Source organism: Micromonospora sp. MGP-C2 (assembly GCF_057766525.1).
Window position 1 is genome coordinate 4,412,439 of record NZ_JBYMEN010000002.1, and the last position, 16,268, is coordinate 4,428,706.

Genomic DNA, 16,268 nt, shown 5'->3' on the forward strand with positions numbered 1-16,268 from the left:
CTGCCTGCGGACCCTGGCTGCTGGGGCGAAACGGTAACCTGCCGTCGAGTGCTGCGGTAGTCCCCGTGGGGAGCAATTCAGCAACCGTTGGGGTCGGGGCTGCGCGGTCAGTCGTGGATCGGGACCGGTGCCGCCCGCTGGGCCGCCGCGCGGGTGCGCAGCCACCGCTTGAACCACGGGAAGTCCGGCAGCCGGGCGAGGATCGGCCCGGTCACCACGGTGATCAGGACGTACGTCGCGGCCAGCGCCGCCAACTGTGGCTCGACGCTCCCGGCGGCCACCGCGAGCCCGGCGATGACGATGGAGAACTCACCTCGGGGTACGAGTGCGAGGCCGGCCCGCCATCGGCCGGGTTCCGCGATGCCCACCCGACGCGCCGCGAGGTAGCCGGTGAGCGTCTTCGTCGCCATGGTGACCACGGCCAACGCGAGCGCCGGCAACAGCACCGGCGGGATGTCCCGTGGGTCGGTGACCAGGCCGAAGAAGACGAAGAACACAGCGGCGAACAGGTCCCGCAGGGGGGAAAGCAACTCGGTCGCGTGGTGCGCCACCGGGCCGGAGAGCGCGATGCCGACGAGGAACGCGCCGACCGCCGCCGACACCTGCAGCTTCGCCGCGAGCCCGGCGATCAGCAGGGTCAGACCGAGTACGCCGAGCAGCAGCGCCTCCGGGTCCTTCGCGGACAGGGCGGACGAGATGAGGTGGCCGTACCGGATGGCGACCACCAGCACCAGCAGCACCGTGCCCACCGCGACGGCGAGTGCGATGCCGCCGCCGAGCAGACCGGTGCCGGCCAGCACGGCGGTGACCAGCGGCAGGTACAGCGCCATCGCCAGGTCCTCGATCACGAGGACCGAGAGGATCACCGGGGTTTCCCGGTTACCGAGTCGTCCCAGGTCGGCGAGGACCTTGGCGATCACGCCGGAGGAGGAGACCCAGGTGATGCCGCCGAGCACCAGGGCGGCCACCCAGTCCCAACCGAGCAGCAGGGCGAACGCCGCGCCGGGCAGCGCGTTGAAGACGCCGTCTATCAGCCCAGCCGGGGCCGCCGATCGGAGGTTGCCGACCAGCTCGTTGGCCGAATATTCAAGGCCGAGCATCACCAGCAGCAGGATGACGCCGATCTCGGCGCCGACCGCGAAGAACTCCTCGCTGGCGGCGAGCGGAAGCAGCCCGCCGTGCCCGAACGCCAGCCCGGCGAACAGGTAGAGAGGGATGGGGGACAGGCCTACCCGGCGGCTGAGCCGACCGAGGACGCCAAGCAGCAGCAGCAGCGCGCCGACTTCGACGAGCAGAGTGGTGGAATCGTGCATCCGCCTCAGCCGTCCGGGTCACTGTCGGCGAGGATGGCGGACACGCCGTCGAGACCCCGTCGGGTCCCGACAACGACCACCACGTCGCCGGCCGCGAAGCGGAAGGAGGGAAGTGGCGAGACGATGACTTCGCCTTCGCGAAGCACCGCCACGATGGAGGCGCTCGTGCGGGTACGCGCCTTGGTGTCGCCGAGCTTCCGGTTGACGTACGGCGACCCGGCCGTGATGGCGATCTGCTCGGTGAGCAGACCGGCCGCCTGCTCACGCAGCCCGGAGAGCTGGCCGAGCATCAGCGACGCGCCGAGGATGTCGGCCAGGGCCTCAGCCTCGTCGTCGGTCAGCGGGATGTCCGACTGGCAGGCGTCGGGATCGTCGGGGTCGTAGAGAACGAGATCACGGCGGCCATTGCGGTGGGAGACGACGCCCAAACGGCGTCCTGACTCCGTCACCAGATCGTGGCGTACCCCGATCCCGGGTAAGGCGGTCTGCTCGACACGTACTCGCACCCACCAAGGCTACCGCCTCGTGAACAGAACGCAGATCTTGGAAGCCCTCGGCCCTCCGACCAGCCCCGACACGTCCAACAGGGCCGAGGCACGCAGAGGGGCGGGTGCCCGCCCCCGGTGGAGCGGGCGCGGGCACCGGGCTCGTCGTCGTCAGCGGAGGCTGGCGAAGAACTCGCGGATGTCGGCGACCAGAACCTCGGTGGCCTGGTGGGCGGCGTAGTGACCGCCGACGTCACCGCGGCCGTCGACGTCGTTGTCGTACGCGCTCCACCGGACGATGTTCGCGTGGTCCCGATCGGCGAAGCGGCGGATGGACTGGAAGTCGCCGGGGAACATGGCCAGCGCGGTCGGCGCGGTGGTCGGCCCGGTCGGTGACTCCTCGACGTGCGCGTCCTCCCAGTAGAACCGGATCGCCGACGCGGCCGTGCCGGTGAACCAGTAGAGCGCCACGTTGGCCAGGATGAAGTCCGCGTCCAGGCTCTCGTCGAAGAGTTGCGCGTTCCAGGCGAGCAGCCCGACCGGGGAGTCGGCCAGCGCGAACGCCAGGGTCTGTGGCTGCTGGCTGTGCACCTGGTTGAAGGAGAACTTGTTCTCGTAGAACCACTGGAGGTGCTGGAGCGCCGCCTGATCCGCCTCGGACAGCCCGGCGAACTCGGCCGGGTCGCCGGAGGGGAACGAGAAGAGCTGGGTGACGTGGACGCCGAGCACGTGGTCCCGGTCGATCCGGCCCAGCTCCGGCGCGACCATCGAGCCGGCGTCGTTGCCGACCGCGCCGTAGCTGGCGTACCCCAGGCGGTTCATCAGCTCGGCCCAGGCGCGGGCCGTGCGGTGCCGGTTCCACCCGGCGCTGCGGGTCGGGCCGGAGAGGCCGAAGCCGGGCAGCGATGGGATGACCACGTGGAAGGCCGGCGTGTCCGGGTCGGTCGGCTCGGTGAGCGGGGCGATCACGTCGAGGTATTCCAGCACCGAGCCGGGCCAGCCGTGGGTGAGCACCAGCGGGGTGGCGTCCGGTCGGGTCGACCGGACGTGCAGGAAGTGGATCTGCTCGCCGTCGATCTCGGTGACGAACTGCGGGTGGGCGTTCAGGCGGGCCTCGACGACGCGCCAGTCGAAGCCGTCCCGCCACCGGTCGGCGAGGGCGTGGACCCGGTCGCTGCTCATCCCGTACGAGTCGCCGGTGCCGGGCAGGTCGGCGGGCCAGATGGTGCGGCCCAGCCGGTCGGCCAGGTCGTCGAGGGCGGTCTGCGGGATCTCGACGCGGAACGGGCGGATCGCGGTGCCGGTCATCTGAAGCTCCTTCGGAACGGAATGTTTCGTTCTGCAACCAGAGTAGCAGACCGGAATGATCCGTTCCACTGGTAGTCTGGGGTCATGCCGAATCCCCCCGGAAAGACGCTGGCCGGCCGCCGCGCCCAGGCCGCCCGCAACGACGAGGTCATCCTCGAAGCCGCCCGCGCGGTCTTCCTGGACGACCCGAAGGCGCCGATCGCCGCCGTCGCCGAACGCGCGGGTGTCGGCATCAGTGCCCTCTACCGGAGGTACGCGGGCAAGGAGGACCTGCTGCGCCAGCTCTGCCACGACGGGTTGCGCCGGTACGTCGCCGCAGCCGAGGCCGCCCTCGCCGAGCCGGACGACTGGACCGCGTTCAGCGCCTTCCTGACCCAGGTGGTCGACGCCGACGTGCACTCGCTCACCGTCCACCTGGCCGGCATGTTCACTCCGACCGAGGAGATGGGTCGGGACGCGACGCGCGCCAACGAGTTGGCCACCGCCCTGTTCGAGCGGGCCCGCGCCAGCGGGCGGCTGCGCCCGGACGCGGTCGTGCAGGATCTGGGGTTGCTGCTGGAGGCGTGCGCTGCGGTGCGCGTACCCGATTCGGAGCGCACCGGGCAGTTGCGCCGACGCCAGCTCGCGGTGCTGCTGGCGGGTCTGTCCACCGGGCCGGCCTCGGATCCGCTCCCCGGACCGGCGCCCGCCGCTGGAGAGTTCGACTGGCGGTGGCGTCGCCGGGAGTGATGGGCATCACGCGCTAAGGTTGAGCGGAATACGCTCAACTCTGGTTGTGTCCAACTCAGTGGACAACGCCGATCCGGGGGAGCCCATGAACACCGAAAAACTCACCACCAAGAGCCGCGAAACCATCACGGGCGCCGTCGCGCTGGCCAACCAGCGTGGTCACGCCACAGTGGAGCCCTGGCACCTGCTGCTGGCACTGCTGGACACCGACGGCTCGACCGCCACCGGTCTGCTGCGCGCCGTCGGGGCCGACCCGACCGAGCTGCGCCGGGCCGCCCAGCGCGCGGTCGACGGCCTTCCCGCCGCCCGCGGCTCCAGCATCGCCGAGCCGACCCTGGCTCGGGAGTTCGTCAACGCCATCGGCGCCGCCGAGCAGATCGCCCGACCGTTGGGCGACGAGTACACCTCCACCGAGCACCTGCTCGCCGGCCTGGCCCGGGTGGGCGGCGCGGTGTCCGGTGCGCTGAAGACGGCCGGTGCCACCGAGGACGCCCTGGTCGCGGCCTTCCCGACCGTGCGGGGTGGCGACCGACGGGTCACCACCGCCGACCCGGAGCAGACCTATCAGGCCCTGACCAAGTACGGCGTCGACCTCACCGCCAGCGCCCGGGACGGCAAGATCGACCCGGTCATCGGCCGTGACTCCGAGATCCGCCGGGTCATCCAGGTGCTCTCCCGGCGTACGAAGAACAACCCGGTGCTGATCGGTGAGCCCGGCGTCGGCAAGACCGCGATCGTCGAGGGGCTGGCCCAGCGGATCGTCACCGGTGACGTGCCCGAGTCGCTGCGCGACAAGAAGCTGATCTCGCTCGACCTGGGCGCGATGGTCGCCGGTGCGCAGTACCGGGGGCAGTTCGAGGAGCGGCTCAAGTCCGTCCTGGAGGAGATCAAGAACTCCAACGGGCAGGTCATCACCTTCCTCGACGAGCTGCACACCGTCGTCGGTGCCGGCAAGGGCGAGGGCTCGATGGACGCCGGCAACATGCTCAAGCCGATGCTGGCCCGTGGTGAGCTGCGGATGGTGGGCGCCACCACGCTGGACGAGTACCGCGAGCACGTCGAGAAGGACCCGGCTCTGGAGCGCCGTTTCCAGCCGGTGCTGGTCGGCGAGCCGACGATCGAGGACACCATCGGCATCCTGCGGGGGCTCAAGGAGCGCTACGAGGTGCACCACGGCGTACGGATCACCGACGCCGCGCTGGTCGCCGCCGCGACACTGTCGGACCGCTACATCACCGACCGGTTCCTGCCGGACAAGGCGATCGACCTGGTCGACGAGTCCGCGTCCCGGCTCCGGATGGAGATCGACTCCCGGCCGGTCGAGGTGGACGAGATCGAGCGGGCGGTCCGCCGGTTGGAGATCGAGGAGATGGCGCTGGCCAAGGAGCCGGACGCCGCCTCCGCCGAGCGGCTGGAGCGGCTGCGCAAGGAGCTGGCCGACAAGCGCGAGCAGCTCACTGTGCTCTCCGAGCGTTGGCAGACGGAGAAGAGCCACATCACCAAGCTCTCCACCGCGAAGGAGGAGCTGGAGCGCCTCGGCGGTGAGGCCGAGCGGGCCGAGCGCGACGGCGAGTTGGAGCGCGCCGCCGAGCTGCGCTACGGCCGCATCCCCGCCCTCAAGGTCGAGCTGAAGCAGGCCGCGGAGGAGCTGGCCCAGCTCCAGGCCGACGGCGCCATGCTCAAGGAGGAGGTCGGCGCGGACGACATCGCCGCGGTGGTCGCCTCCTGGACCGGCATCCCCGCCGGCCGCCTGCTCGAAGGCGAGACGGCCAAGCTGCTGCGGATGGAGGAGTCTCTGGGCGGCCGGGTGGTCGGCCAGGCCGAGGCGGTCGGCGCGGTCTCCGACGCGGTACGTCGTGCACGGGCCGGAATCGCCGACCCGGATCGCCCGACCGGCAGCTTCCTCTTCCTCGGCCCCACGGGTGTCGGCAAGACGGAGCTGGCCAAGGCCCTCGCCGAGTTCCTCTTCGACGACGAGCGGGCGATGGTCCGCATCGACATGAGCGAGTACGGCGAGAAGCACTCGGTCGCCCGCCTGGTGGGCGCCCCGCCCGGCTACGTCGGCTACACCGAGGGCGGCCAGCTCACCGAGGCGGTGCGCCGCAGGCCGTACTCGGTGATCCTGCTGGACGAGGTGGAGAAGGCCCACCCGGACGTCTTCGACGTGCTGCTCCAAGTGCTCGACGACGGTCGGCTCACCGACGGCCAGGGCCGCACTGTGGACTTCCGCAACGCCATCCTGGTCCTCACGTCCAACCTCGGGTCGTCGGTGATCAGCGACCTGACCCTGGCCGAGGAGCAGCGCCGGGAGGGCGTCCTCGCCGTGGTGCGGTCGCACTTCAAGCCGGAGTTCCTCAACCGGCTGGACGACATCGTGGTCTTCGCCTCGCTGCTGGGTGACGATCTGCGTTCGATCGTCGACATCCAGTTGGACCGGATGCGGCGGCGGTTGGCCGACCGCAGGCTCGGCCTGGAGATCACCGATGCCGCTCGGGACTGGCTCGCCGAGCACGGCTACGACCCGATCTACGGCGCTCGCCCGCTGCGTCGCCTGATCCAGACGGCAATCGGCGACCAGCTTGCCAAGGCGCTCCTGTCCGGCCAGATCCGCGACGGCGAAACGGTGAAGGTGGACCGCGCCACCGAAACCAACACCCTCTCCGTAACCGCCGCCTGATCCGTCGCACCCGGGCCGATCCCGCCTCCGCAGGCGGGGTCGGCCCGACACGTTCTCCGCCCTCACCGACACTCCACCGGGACGCTGCGTAGCTGCCGCATCACCAGAGAATGATTTGTTTCCCCAGGTGCGCGGGGTTGTTACCGTTCCCGCCGACGCACTTGGGGAGGTGGTCGGCATGAATGGTCCTGTGGCGTACCTGGTAACGACGCTGGGGTGTCTGATCGGAGTCGCCGGGGTCGTGGTGGCGGTGGTGGCGGTACGCAAGGGCCGTAAGGCCGCCCGGCCGGCGGCACCCGCCGACCCGTTCCGGGACACCGACAGCGACGCGCTCCGCGGCGACCCGCGCAGGCTCAAGCCCGGCGACATCGTCGAGATCCGCCGGGTGTCGTACGCGGTCCGGGGCTCGGTGCATCTGAACGAGGGCGGCTGGGGCTGGGCCGAGCACCTGCTGGACACCGTCGAGGGCGACAAGCGCTGGCTCTCCGTGGAGGAGGACCCGGACCTGGAGCTGGTGCTCTGGACCGCCGAGCCGGCCGCCACGATCACCCCGGGTGCATCCACCCTCGACTTTGCCGGCCGCCGCTACGCCTCGGAGGAGTCCGGTCAGGCCCGCTTCACGGCCACCGGCAGCACCGGCCTCGACCCCAGTGGCACCCTTCGATACCACGACTACCGGTCCCAGGGCGGCGAACGGCTTTCCTTCGAGGCGTACGGCCAGGCCGGCTGGGAGGTCGCCCGGGGCGAGCAGTTGCACCGCGCCGACGTGATGGTGTACCCGCAGGCCGGACCGGAGGCCAGCTGACGTGTTGGTGAGCCTCCACGCCCCGTACGTCGACACCTGCGCCGCCGACTTGAGCCTGGCACTCGGTGGGCCGGAGCGGCCCGCGTTGCACGTCCACGACCTCACGCTGCCCGGGGAGGTCCGGCTGCGGCTGCGCCTGCTCGGCGCGTCCCACCAGGTCGTACTGGCCGAACCCGGTGATGCGGCCGGACTCACCGAGACGGTCGCCTGCCTGCCTGGTCGGCCGCCGCACCTGCCCGGCGCCCTGCATGACGAGGCGGGCGGCTACCGCTTCACCGCCAGCGTGCTGCGCCCCGCCGACGGCGAGTTGCACATTCGGATCGCCGGGCTCCGCGCCGACCTGGCCGGCGACCCGTACGCCCTGGTCGGAGTCTTTCCCGGTGACCCGGACGCGGTCACCGCGCTGGCCGTACGCACCGACCTGCCGCACGGGTCGGTCGGCTGGCGTACCTGGCACGCGTACCCCCAGACCAATGAGCTGGTCCTGACCGAGACGGTGGTGGCACTGCGATGACGTACCGACGCTGGTTCGTGGTGGGCGCGGCGGTGGCCGTGGTCGGCGTGCTGGTCGCGGCCTTCGCGCTCGTCAACGGCACCTTCTCCCCGCGCGCCTACGTGCAGGACAGGTATTCGCGAGCGGCCAGCCGGGACATCGGCCGGCAAGCAACCGCGTACACCTCGTCCAAGTCACCGACCACTGTCGCCAAGGAACTGACCGACGCGTGGAAGCCGTCCGACCGGTACGCCGACAGCAGCGGCGTCTACCTGCGCTACGACGACGACTCGGTGGTGATCCTGCCGATCGCCGCCGGCTCGGTGATCCTGCTCGAGGACATGGACACCGCTCACCCCCGCTACCACTCGACCGTCGGGTCGTACTGGGGCTGGGGACGCGGCAGCAGCGTTCGGGGCGGCGGCCCCGGCACCGGCAAGTAGCCCGACACCCGACCCCTTCACCTGGAGCCCCTCCGTGCAGAACCTCGTCACCGATCTGCTGGCCACCCTCGCCTTCGGCGCGGTCGGCGTCGTCCTCATGGGCGTCGGCTACGCGTTGGTCGACCTGACCACCCCTGGCAAGCTTCACGAACTGATCTGGACCGAGCGCAACCGCAACGCGGCGCTGCTGCTCGCGTCCAACCTGCTCGGCGTCGGCACCATCGTGGTCGCGGCGATCGTCGCCAGCGACGACGACTTCGCCCTGGGGCTGGTCGGCGCGGCGGCGTACGGGATCGTCGGCCTGGTCATCATGGCCGCCGCGTTCCTGCTGCTCGACGCGGTGACCCCCGGCCGGCTCGGCGAGCTGCTGGTCGACCCGGAGCCGCACCCCGCCGTGTGGGTGTCGGCCGTGGTGCACCTGGCCACCGGCGCGATCATCGCCGCCGCGATCCTCTGATGGCCGGGGGTCCGCGACCGGGCGGTGCCGGCCGGCCGTACCCGGGGCGGTCATGAGCACCGGGGCACCGCCGGTGGTCGACAGCGGCACCGAGGCCCGACCGCACTGGCGGCTGGCCCGCGCGGCGGTGCTGCTCGCGGTCTTCGTCTGCGCCGCCTGCGGGCTGGTCTACGAGCTGGCCCTGGTCGCGCTCGGCAGCTACCTGATCGGCGACACCGTCGGGCAGGCGTCGATCGTGCTCGGCGTGATGGTCTTCGCGATGGGGGTCGGCGCGCTGGTCGCGAAGCCGTTGCAGCCCCGGGCCGCGGCCGCGTTCGCGGTGATCGAACTGACCCTGGCCCTGCTCGGTGGTCTGTCCGTGCTCGGCCTCTACGCCGCCTTCGCCTGGCTCGACCTGTACGGCCCGGCGCTGGTCGGCACCGCCTTCGTGCTGGGCCTGCTGATCGGCGCGGAGATTCCACTGCTGATGGTGATGCTGCAGCGCATCCGCGAGCAGGCCGCCGGCAGTGCGGTGGCCGACCTGTTCGCCGCCGACTACGTCGGCGCGCTGCTCGGCGGGCTCGCCTTCCCGTTCCTGTTGATCCCCGTCTTCGGCCAGCTCAAGGGTGCCCTGGTGGTCGGCGCGGTGAACGCGGTGGCCGGTCTCGCCCTGGTCTGCACGGTGTTCCGGAGGGAGCTGAGCCGCCGGGCCCGGCTCGTCCTCGGCGCCGGCTCTGTCGTGGTCGCGCTCTGCCTGGGGTACGCCTGGGTGACCGCCGCCGACTTCGAGGTGACCGCCCGGCAGCAGCTCTACCGGGACCCCGTGGTGTACGCCGAACGCTCCCGTTACCAGGAGATCGTGCTGACCCGGTCGGTGCGGGAGGTTGGCCACGCCGACACCGACCTGCGGTTGTTCCTCAACGGCGATCTCCAGTTCAGCTCGGTCGACGAGTACCGCTACCACGAGGCGCTGGTGCATCCGGCGATGCGCGGCCCGCGCGGTGACGTCCTGGTTCTCGGTGCTGGCGACGGCCTCGCCGTCCGGGAGATCCTGCGGTACCCGGACGTCCGCCGGGTGACAGTGGTCGACCTCGACCCGGCGGTGGTGGCCCTGGCCAGCACCGTGCCGCAGCTGCGGGCTCTCAACGGCGGCTCGCTCGACGACCCTCGCGTACGGGTGCTGAACACTGACGCGTTCGGCTGGCTGCGTACCGCCGCCGAGCGCTTCGACGTGGTGGTCGCCGACCTGCCCGACCCGGACGAGACGGCCACCGCCAAGCTCTACACCGTCGAGTTCTACGCGTTGATCAGGTCGGTGCTCGCCGAGCAGGGACGGCTGGTGGTGCAGTCCGGCTCGCCATACTTCGCGCCCCGCTCATACTGGTCGATCGATGCGTCGGTGCGGGAAGCCGGCTTCGCCACCGTGCCGTACCACGTCGACGTGCCGTCCTTCGGCGACTGGGGGTTCCTGCTGGCCACGGCGGGAACCGTTCCGCCGGTGCTGGAACTGCCGGCCGACGCGCTCCGGCTGCGTTTCCTCGACCCGGGCGTGCTGCGGGCGGCGGCGGTCTTTCCCGCCGACCGCGCTCGCCTGAACGTGCCCCCCAGCACCCTCCTCCAACCGAGGGTCCTCGACTACGCCCGCACGGAGTGGCGCGGCTACTGACCCCATCATCTGGCGCCTGAACACGGTGGCTGTGTCAGGAGAGAGTCCGCTCATGGCGCAAACCTCTTGACTAACGGGGTGGAGTGGGTGCGAACGGGGAAAGGGTGGAGGCATGTTTGGGATGCGCAAGGCTTGGGAGCGCGAATTGGGCGCGGCCGTCGACGAGTTGGTGGCGGCTGACACGCTCGCCTTTGGCGGGGTGGGAATCGCGGGCAAGCTGTTGCCGGTGACCGAGGCGTACCAACGGGTCGAGGCCGCCATCGACGACCACCCCGAGGAGGTACGCCGGCAGCTCGACCGCGTGCTCGCCGACGGCACACCCGCCGGCCGGGCGTACGCGGCGACGCTGCTGGAGCGGATCGACCCGGCGGCGGCCCGAGCAGCCTGGACGTCGCTGCGCGACGACCCGAGCGAGTTCACCACCTTCGTCGGCTGCGTGATGGACCGCGAAACCATCGGGAACTACGCCACCCAGCGCCTCGCTGCGGCGTGAGTCATCCGCCATCAACGTGCGAGGGTGCACACCGGGCGACACCACGGGTGCCGTCGGTAGCTGAGCTGTCCGTCACGGTACGGGTCCGGATCGTGCCTGCGGTTGTTACCGTCTGCGCCGACGTACCTGGGGAGGTGGTCGGGTGAGCGGGTCAGCGGTGTACCTGGTGGTGGCCCTTGCCGTACTCGTGGCGGTCGTGGTTGTGATCATCGTGCGGGCCCGGCTGCGAGCCGCGGCCCGGCCCGACGGCACGCTGCCACCCGGCCGTGCGGCGGGGACGCCGGACGACGGACCGCTCCGCCTGACCCTGGGCGACCGGGTGCGGATCCAGGACCGGGAGTACGTGGTGAGTGGCACGGTCCGCCTGGTCGAGGGGGACTGGAGCTGGGTGCAGCACCTGCTCGACGACGACTCCGGCACCCGTCACCGGCTCTCCGTGGAGGACGGCCCGGAACTGGAGCTGGTGCTCTGGACGGCCGAGCCGGGCGCGACAGTCACCCCGGGGGCCCCGACCATCGACCTCGGCGGCCGGCGGTACACGTGGGCCGAGACAGGGCAGGCCCGCTACACCGCCACCGCGGAGACCGGGCTGCCGTCGGCCGGGACGATGCGCTACCACGACTACCAGTCGGGTGGCGCCGCGCGGCTCTCCTTCGAGGCGTACGGCGAAGAGGGTTGGCGGGTCGCCCGAGGTGACCTGCTCGACCCCGCCGACCTGACGATCCGTCCCACGTCCGAGGAGCACTGAGCCGAACCGGGCGGGACGCGCGGGGTCGACACGGCATGCCGAACTGGCTTGTTGTCGATACGGTGTGGGCGCGATCTTAGGGAAGGAGAATCGTGGTCGATTCCCAGAGCACGCCGGCCCGTCAGCGGCCATCCATTGTGTCGATTTCCAGCTATCTGCTCTTCCTGTTCCTGGCGTGCCAGGTGATCAGTCTGATCATCACGCTCAGCACCATCGGTAAGACGCGCGACGCCCTTCGTGACGCGTACGCGGGCAGCAACGTCGAGAACGCCGATCAGGTGGGTGACGTCTTCTACGCCATCGGCCTCGGCAGCGCCATTCTGGTGCTGTTGCTCGCGGTCGTGCTGGGCGTTCTGGCCCTCTTCAACAACCAGGGCCGCAACGGTGCCCGGATCACCACCTGGATCGTCGGCGGCATCATGGTCTGCTGCGTGGGTGGTGGCCTGCTCAGCAACGCGGCCGGTGGTTTCACCGCCGGTGGAGAGACCGGCGCCAACGGGCCGAGCAGTGAAGAGGTCCAGCGCCGGTTGGAGGAGGCCCTGCCCTCCTGGGCCACCGCGGTGAGCCTGCTGCTCGGCGTGATCAGCCTGATCTCGCTGCTCGCGGCGCTGATCCTGCTGGCGATGCCGAAGGCGAACGCGTTCTTCCGCAAGCCGACCGCGGCGTGGGAGCCGCCGACCCCGGGCGCCAGCTACCAGGCCCCGGGTCAGCCCGGTTACCCGCAGGCCCCGGGTCAGCCCGGTTACCCGCAGGCCCCGGGTCAGCCCGGTTACCCGCAGTCGTCCGGTGAGCCGGGCTACCCGCAGTCGAGTGGGGAGCCGAGCTACCCGCCGCCGCCGCCGGGCACGAACCGGCCGGACGACACGCCGCCCGCGGACCGTCCCGGGTCAACCCCGCCGTCAACGAGTTGATCGACAGATAAGCACGACGCCGACGATCCCTCCGAGTAGGTTGCAACCCGACGCCTACCGGAGGGATTCGTCGTGTCGTACCCGGAATCGGCACCGGCCCGCCGGCCCGCCGTCGTCCTGATGGTTGCGGGCGTGCTGCTGGTGATGGCGGTCGCCGCGCTCGCGTACGCCGTGGTCGACCTGGTGGTGCTGGGCGGGACGGTCGACACGTTCCGCACCGCCGCCCGGGACACCTCGGCCAGCCCGGAGCAGATCGACGACGTGGTGACCCTGCTCCGCGCGTCCGCGGTGCTGTCTGCGGTGGTGGCCGCCCTCTCCGCGCCGGTGCTCGCTGGCCTGGCCCTGGGGCTGCTGGCCGGTCGCAACGGCGTGCGGGTTGCCACCTGGGTGGTCAGTGGGCTTGGCCTGCTCGCGGGCTGTTGCAGCGTGGCCGTGCTGATCGGTGAACGAGCCGCACCGCTGCAACTCGGCTCCGGTGAGCAGGCTGTCGCCGAGTTGCTGGGGCTGATCGGCGACGCGTACCCGTCGTGGTGGATTCCGCTCAACGCCGGGCTTTCCGTCGCGCAGGGCCTCGGTTACCTTGTAGTAGCTACGCTGCTGGCCCTGCCGGCGGCGAACGCCTGGTTCGGTCGCCACCGCTCGACCGCGCCGACCGTCCCATCCGCACCACCGGCGTTTCCGCACACCCCGCACCAGCCGCCGCCCGCACCCCCGTACCCGCCCAGGTGAGGACCACCCCGTGACGCTCGACCCCACGACTGCCGAGCGCCGGGCCCTGATCACCGGGGCCACCGCAGGCATCGGCGCGGCGTTCACCCGGCGGCTGGCCGCCGACGGCTGGCATCTGGTGCTGGTCGCTCGTGACGCGGCCCGGCTGACCGAGCTGGCCACCGAGCTGGGTTCCACCTACGGCCGCCTCGTGGAGACGATCCCGGCGGATCTGTCCACCGACGACGGCTGCGCGGTCGTGGAGCGGCGAATCGCCGACGGCAGCCCCGTGCACCTGCTCGTCAACAACGCAGGCATCAGCCTCAACAAACCGTTCCTGCGCTCCACGGCAGAGGACGAGGCGCGGCTGTTGCGGCTCAACGTGCACGCGGTCATGCGGCTGACCCTGGCGGCGTTGCGACCGATGACCGTACGGCGGAATGGGGCAGTGATAAATGTCTCTTCGGTCGCCGGTTTCGGCACGGCGATGCCCGGCTCGACCTACTCGGCCAGCAAGGCGTGGGTCACCAACTTCAGCGAGTCCGTAGGCCTTTCGGCGCGCCCGTTCGGCGTCCGGGTGATGGCTCTCTGCCCCGGCTACACCCGCACCGAGTTCCACCAACGAGCCGGCATCAACATGTCCAAGACGCCCGAGTGGCTGTGGCTCCGCGCCGAGGATGTGGTCGACGAAGCCCTGCGTGACCTGCGCAAAGGCAAGATGGTCAGCGTCCCGGCATGGAAGTACAAGATGGTCGTCGCCGGCATGCGGCACGCCCCCCGTCGACTGCTCCAGGCCGTCGCGCGGGACACCCGCGGCCGGATCGGTCGCGACGAGCACTGAGCCTCGACCGGCCCACCAAGCCCCGTAGGTCGTTGGGGCGGTGCTGGCGCGCCGCTATCGGGCCAGTTGCTGAGCGTAGTCGAACATCGCCAACCATCGGTCCCCCGCCGGGCTGATCAGGGTGGACCCCACACACGGCGTTCAGACTTGCGCAGTAACCTCTATCGCCATGGGGGACCACGACGACCTGCGTAAATTCATTACCGACCTGGCTGTGGTCCACGGACGGGTCGTGCTCTCCTCGGGGCGCGAGGCAGACTGGTACGTGGATCTGCGGCGCGTCACGCTCCATCACCAGGCCGCTCCTCTGGTCGGCCGGGTGTTGCTCGACCTCACCGCCGACTGGGAGTACGACGCCGTCGGCGGCCTCACTCTGGGCGCGGATCCTGTCGCGCTCTCGATGCTGCATGCCGCCGCTCCGACCGGTCGGGCCCTGGACGCCTTTGTGGTGCGCAAGGCGGGCAAGGCCCACGGTCTGCAACGGCGGATCGAAGGACCGGAGGTGGCCGGCCGTCGGGTGTTGGCGGTGGAGGATACGTCCACGACAGGCGGAAGTGTGTTGACCGCTGTCGAGGCACTTCGTGAGGCCGGGGCAGAAGTTGTAGGCGTGGCGGTTATTGTTGATCGAGGCGCCGGCGACGCGGTGCGAGCCGCCGGATTGCCATACCGGGCGGCCTATACGTTGGCTGACCTCGGCCTTGTGGCGTAAAAGTTTGCCGATTCGGATCTGCTGATATGCAGGCGGATCGATGCTGCTGGTGGAAGGATGGAATACGTGGGAACTGCGTTGGCCGAAATGACTATGCCTCAGATCTCGCCGCTTAACGGCGAGCCGATCGAACGTGCCGATGCCGAGCGTCTTGCCGGGGTCCTCAAGGCCCTTGCTGATCCTGCTCGGTTGCGGCTGCTCAGCCTGATCCAGTCGGCCCCCGAGGGCGAGGCGTGCGTCTGTGACCTGACGGCGCCGCTCGGCCTCTCTCAGCCGACGGTCAGTCATCACCTGCGCATCCTCACCGAGGCTGGCTTGCTGCAGCGGGAGAAGCGCGGTGTCTGGGCGTACTACAGCCTGGTCCCGAGTGCGATCGCGACGATCGCCGACCTGCTGACCCCGCCGCGTAAGCGGGCCACCAAGAAGGCCCGCTGACGTAGGCACTGCACGCCGTCCCGCGCCGGGACGGCGTCCGGTGGCGAGCCAGGGGTGGCACCATCGGTGAGTAACACCTGCTCGTCCCCGGCCGCACCGCCGGAGGCCGGGTCCGACATGCCGACGGCCGACCCCCGCACCAGGGGGCCGGCCGTCGTCGTCGTACCGGGACGTCAGCGGTCCTGGCCGTGCTCCGGGCGATGGCGGCCGTGCTGGTGTCCGTCGTGGTCGAACGCCTCGCGGGCTGCCTCCACCGCGCCGGCTGCGCTGGCCGCGGCAATTACCGCAACCGCCTCGCCGCGCTTGCGGGCGCGCCGGTCGCGGAGGAACTCGAAGAAGATCGGCAGCACCGAGATCACGATGATCAGGGCCACCACCGGCAGGATGTAGTGGTCGATCTTGTCGCCGATGGCCTGGTAGATCTGCTCGGCCAGCAGGTAGCCGATCAGCAGGATGCCGTCCACCCAGAGCACCGCACCGACGATGTTCCAGAGCAGGAACTGCCGGGCCGGCATGCCGAGTGCCCCCGCGACCGGGTTGAGGAACGTCCGGACGATCGGGATGAAGCGCGCCAGCACCACTGCCTTCGCCGGGCCGAACTTCTGGAAGTAGTACTCGGCCTTCTCGACGTACTCCTTCTTGAAGAGTCGGGAGTTCGGCCGCTCGAACATCGGCCGGCCGTACCGGGCGCCGAGCCAGTGCCCCAACTGGGCGCCGACGATCGCGCAGATCGGCCCACCGATCAGCAGGCCGACCAGCGAGAGCCGCGTGCCGTCGCCGAAGATCGCGTCCGCCACCGGCGACGAGGCCACGCCGGCGAGGAACAGCAGCGAGTCGCCGGGGAAGAAGAAGCCCACCAGCAGGCCGGTCTCGGCGAAGAGGATCACCCACACGCCGATCAGCCCGAAGGTCTGCAACAGCTCCTTGGGGTCGAGCGGGTTCAGGGCGACGCTCTCCACGAGAGCGCGGGTCTGCTCAGCTGTGTCCACGGCCACAAAGGGTACCGAAGCCCGGGCCTCGGGCCGCGCCGGACCGGCACCTCACCACCCGTCGGCGCATTACCCGCGT

The 16,268-nt window shown here is 70.6% G+C and carries 18 protein-coding genes; 14 read left to right on the forward strand and 4 right to left on the reverse strand.

All coding sequences use genetic code 11. The annotated features are described in order from the left end of the window. Nucleotides 1–107 precede the first annotated feature (107 nt). The 3 genes from AC3CF1_RS20215 to AC3CF1_RS20225 all read right to left on the reverse strand — a co-directional run bounded on the left by AC3CF1_RS20215 (nt 108) and on the right by AC3CF1_RS20225 (nt 3,106). Complete coding sequence (locus AC3CF1_RS20215) at nt 108–1,313, reverse strand: cation:proton antiporter (protein WP_099849638.1); 1,206 nt, start codon at nt 1,311–1,313, stop codon at nt 108–110. 5 nt (nt 1,314–1,318) lie between these two features. After that, nucleotides 1,319–1,819, reverse strand: a complete 501-nt coding sequence (locus AC3CF1_RS20220) for a cation:proton antiporter regulatory subunit (protein ID WP_030332098.1) — start codon at nt 1,817–1,819, stop codon at nt 1,319–1,321. 150 nt (nt 1,820–1,969) lie between these two features. After that, on the reverse strand, nt 1,970–3,106 hold the full coding sequence (locus AC3CF1_RS20225; RefSeq protein ID WP_488451036.1) for an epoxide hydrolase family protein: 1,137 nt from the start codon (nt 3,104–3,106) through the stop codon (nt 1,970–1,972). An 84-nt stretch (nt 3,107–3,190) separates the two neighbouring features. Between AC3CF1_RS20225 and AC3CF1_RS20230 the strand changes: the two genes are divergently transcribed. From AC3CF1_RS20230 to AC3CF1_RS20295, 14 genes are all read left to right on the forward strand, one after another. Next, nucleotides 3,191–3,835 carry a TetR/AcrR family transcriptional regulator gene (locus AC3CF1_RS20230; RefSeq protein ID WP_488451037.1) on the forward strand — a complete coding sequence of 215 codons (645 nt, stop codon included), beginning with the start codon at nt 3,191–3,193 and terminating at the stop codon, nt 3,833–3,835. 85 nt (nt 3,836–3,920) lie between these two features. Continuing rightward, nucleotides 3,921–6,512, forward strand: coding sequence for an ATP-dependent chaperone ClpB (gene clpB, locus AC3CF1_RS20235; RefSeq protein ID WP_141912094.1), 2,592 nt, complete (start codon nt 3,921–3,923; stop codon nt 6,510–6,512). A 178-nt stretch (nt 6,513–6,690) separates the two neighbouring features. After that, nucleotides 6,691–7,317: a DUF4178 domain-containing protein gene (locus tag AC3CF1_RS20240; RefSeq protein WP_088952118.1), complete on the forward strand. Its 627-nt coding sequence runs from the start codon at nt 6,691–6,693 to the stop codon at nt 7,315–7,317. A 1-nt stretch (nt 7,318) separates the two neighbouring features. Beyond that, complete coding sequence (locus AC3CF1_RS20245) at nt 7,319–7,831, forward strand: DUF2617 family protein (RefSeq protein WP_488451038.1); 513 nt, start codon at nt 7,319–7,321, stop codon at nt 7,829–7,831. Next, nucleotides 7,828–8,253, forward strand: coding sequence for a DUF4247 domain-containing protein (locus AC3CF1_RS20250; RefSeq protein ID WP_088950910.1), 426 nt, complete (start codon nt 7,828–7,830; stop codon nt 8,251–8,253). Before AC3CF1_RS20245 ends, AC3CF1_RS20250 begins: the two co-directional genes overlap by 4 nt. 34 nt (nt 8,254–8,287) lie before the next feature. Then, nucleotides 8,288–8,710, forward strand: a complete 423-nt coding sequence (locus AC3CF1_RS20255) for a DUF350 domain-containing protein (RefSeq protein ID WP_088950911.1) — start codon at nt 8,288–8,290, stop codon at nt 8,708–8,710. Between the two features lie 52 nt (nt 8,711–8,762). Beyond that, nucleotides 8,763–10,355, forward strand: coding sequence for a polyamine aminopropyltransferase (locus AC3CF1_RS20260; RefSeq protein ID WP_141912099.1), 1,593 nt, complete (start codon nt 8,763–8,765; stop codon nt 10,353–10,355). Nucleotides 10,356–10,476: 121 nt separating this feature from the next. Next, nucleotides 10,477–10,848: a hypothetical protein gene (locus AC3CF1_RS20265; RefSeq protein WP_488451039.1), complete on the forward strand. Its 372-nt coding sequence runs from the start codon at nt 10,477–10,479 to the stop codon at nt 10,846–10,848. Nucleotides 10,849–10,990: 142 nt separating this feature from the next. Next, nucleotides 10,991–11,596 carry a DUF4178 domain-containing protein gene (locus AC3CF1_RS20270; RefSeq protein WP_433653257.1) on the forward strand — a complete coding sequence of 202 codons (606 nt, stop codon included), beginning with the start codon at nt 10,991–10,993 and terminating at the stop codon, nt 11,594–11,596. 92 nt (nt 11,597–11,688) lie between these two features. Beyond that, nucleotides 11,689–12,507, forward strand: a complete 819-nt coding sequence (locus AC3CF1_RS20275) for a hypothetical protein (RefSeq protein ID WP_488451040.1) — start codon at nt 11,689–11,691, stop codon at nt 12,505–12,507. A 72-nt stretch (nt 12,508–12,579) separates the two neighbouring features. Beyond that, complete coding sequence (locus AC3CF1_RS20280) at nt 12,580–13,236, forward strand: hypothetical protein (protein WP_488451041.1); 657 nt, start codon at nt 12,580–12,582, stop codon at nt 13,234–13,236. A 10-nt stretch (nt 13,237–13,246) separates the two neighbouring features. Beyond that, nucleotides 13,247–14,056, forward strand: a complete 810-nt coding sequence (locus AC3CF1_RS20285) for an SDR family NAD(P)-dependent oxidoreductase (protein WP_488451042.1) — start codon at nt 13,247–13,249, stop codon at nt 14,054–14,056. 169 nt (nt 14,057–14,225) lie between these two features. Then, a complete protein-coding gene (pyrE, locus tag AC3CF1_RS20290) occupies nt 14,226–14,765 on the forward strand; it encodes an orotate phosphoribosyltransferase (RefSeq protein ID WP_088950918.1) in 540 nt (179 codons plus the stop codon). Between the two features lie 57 nt (nt 14,766–14,822). Beyond that, nucleotides 14,823–15,200 (forward strand): ArsR/SmtB family transcription factor, encoded by a 378-nt coding sequence (locus AC3CF1_RS20295; RefSeq protein WP_030332125.1) that lies wholly within the window; start codon nt 14,823–14,825, stop codon nt 15,198–15,200. Nucleotides 15,201–15,373: 173 nt separating this feature from the next. Here AC3CF1_RS20295 and AC3CF1_RS20300 read toward each other — a convergent pair whose 3' ends face one another. Further along, nucleotides 15,374–16,195: a DedA family protein gene (locus AC3CF1_RS20300; protein WP_354982133.1), complete on the reverse strand. Its 822-nt coding sequence runs from the start codon at nt 16,193–16,195 to the stop codon at nt 15,374–15,376. Nucleotides 16,196–16,268 lie beyond the last annotated feature (73 nt).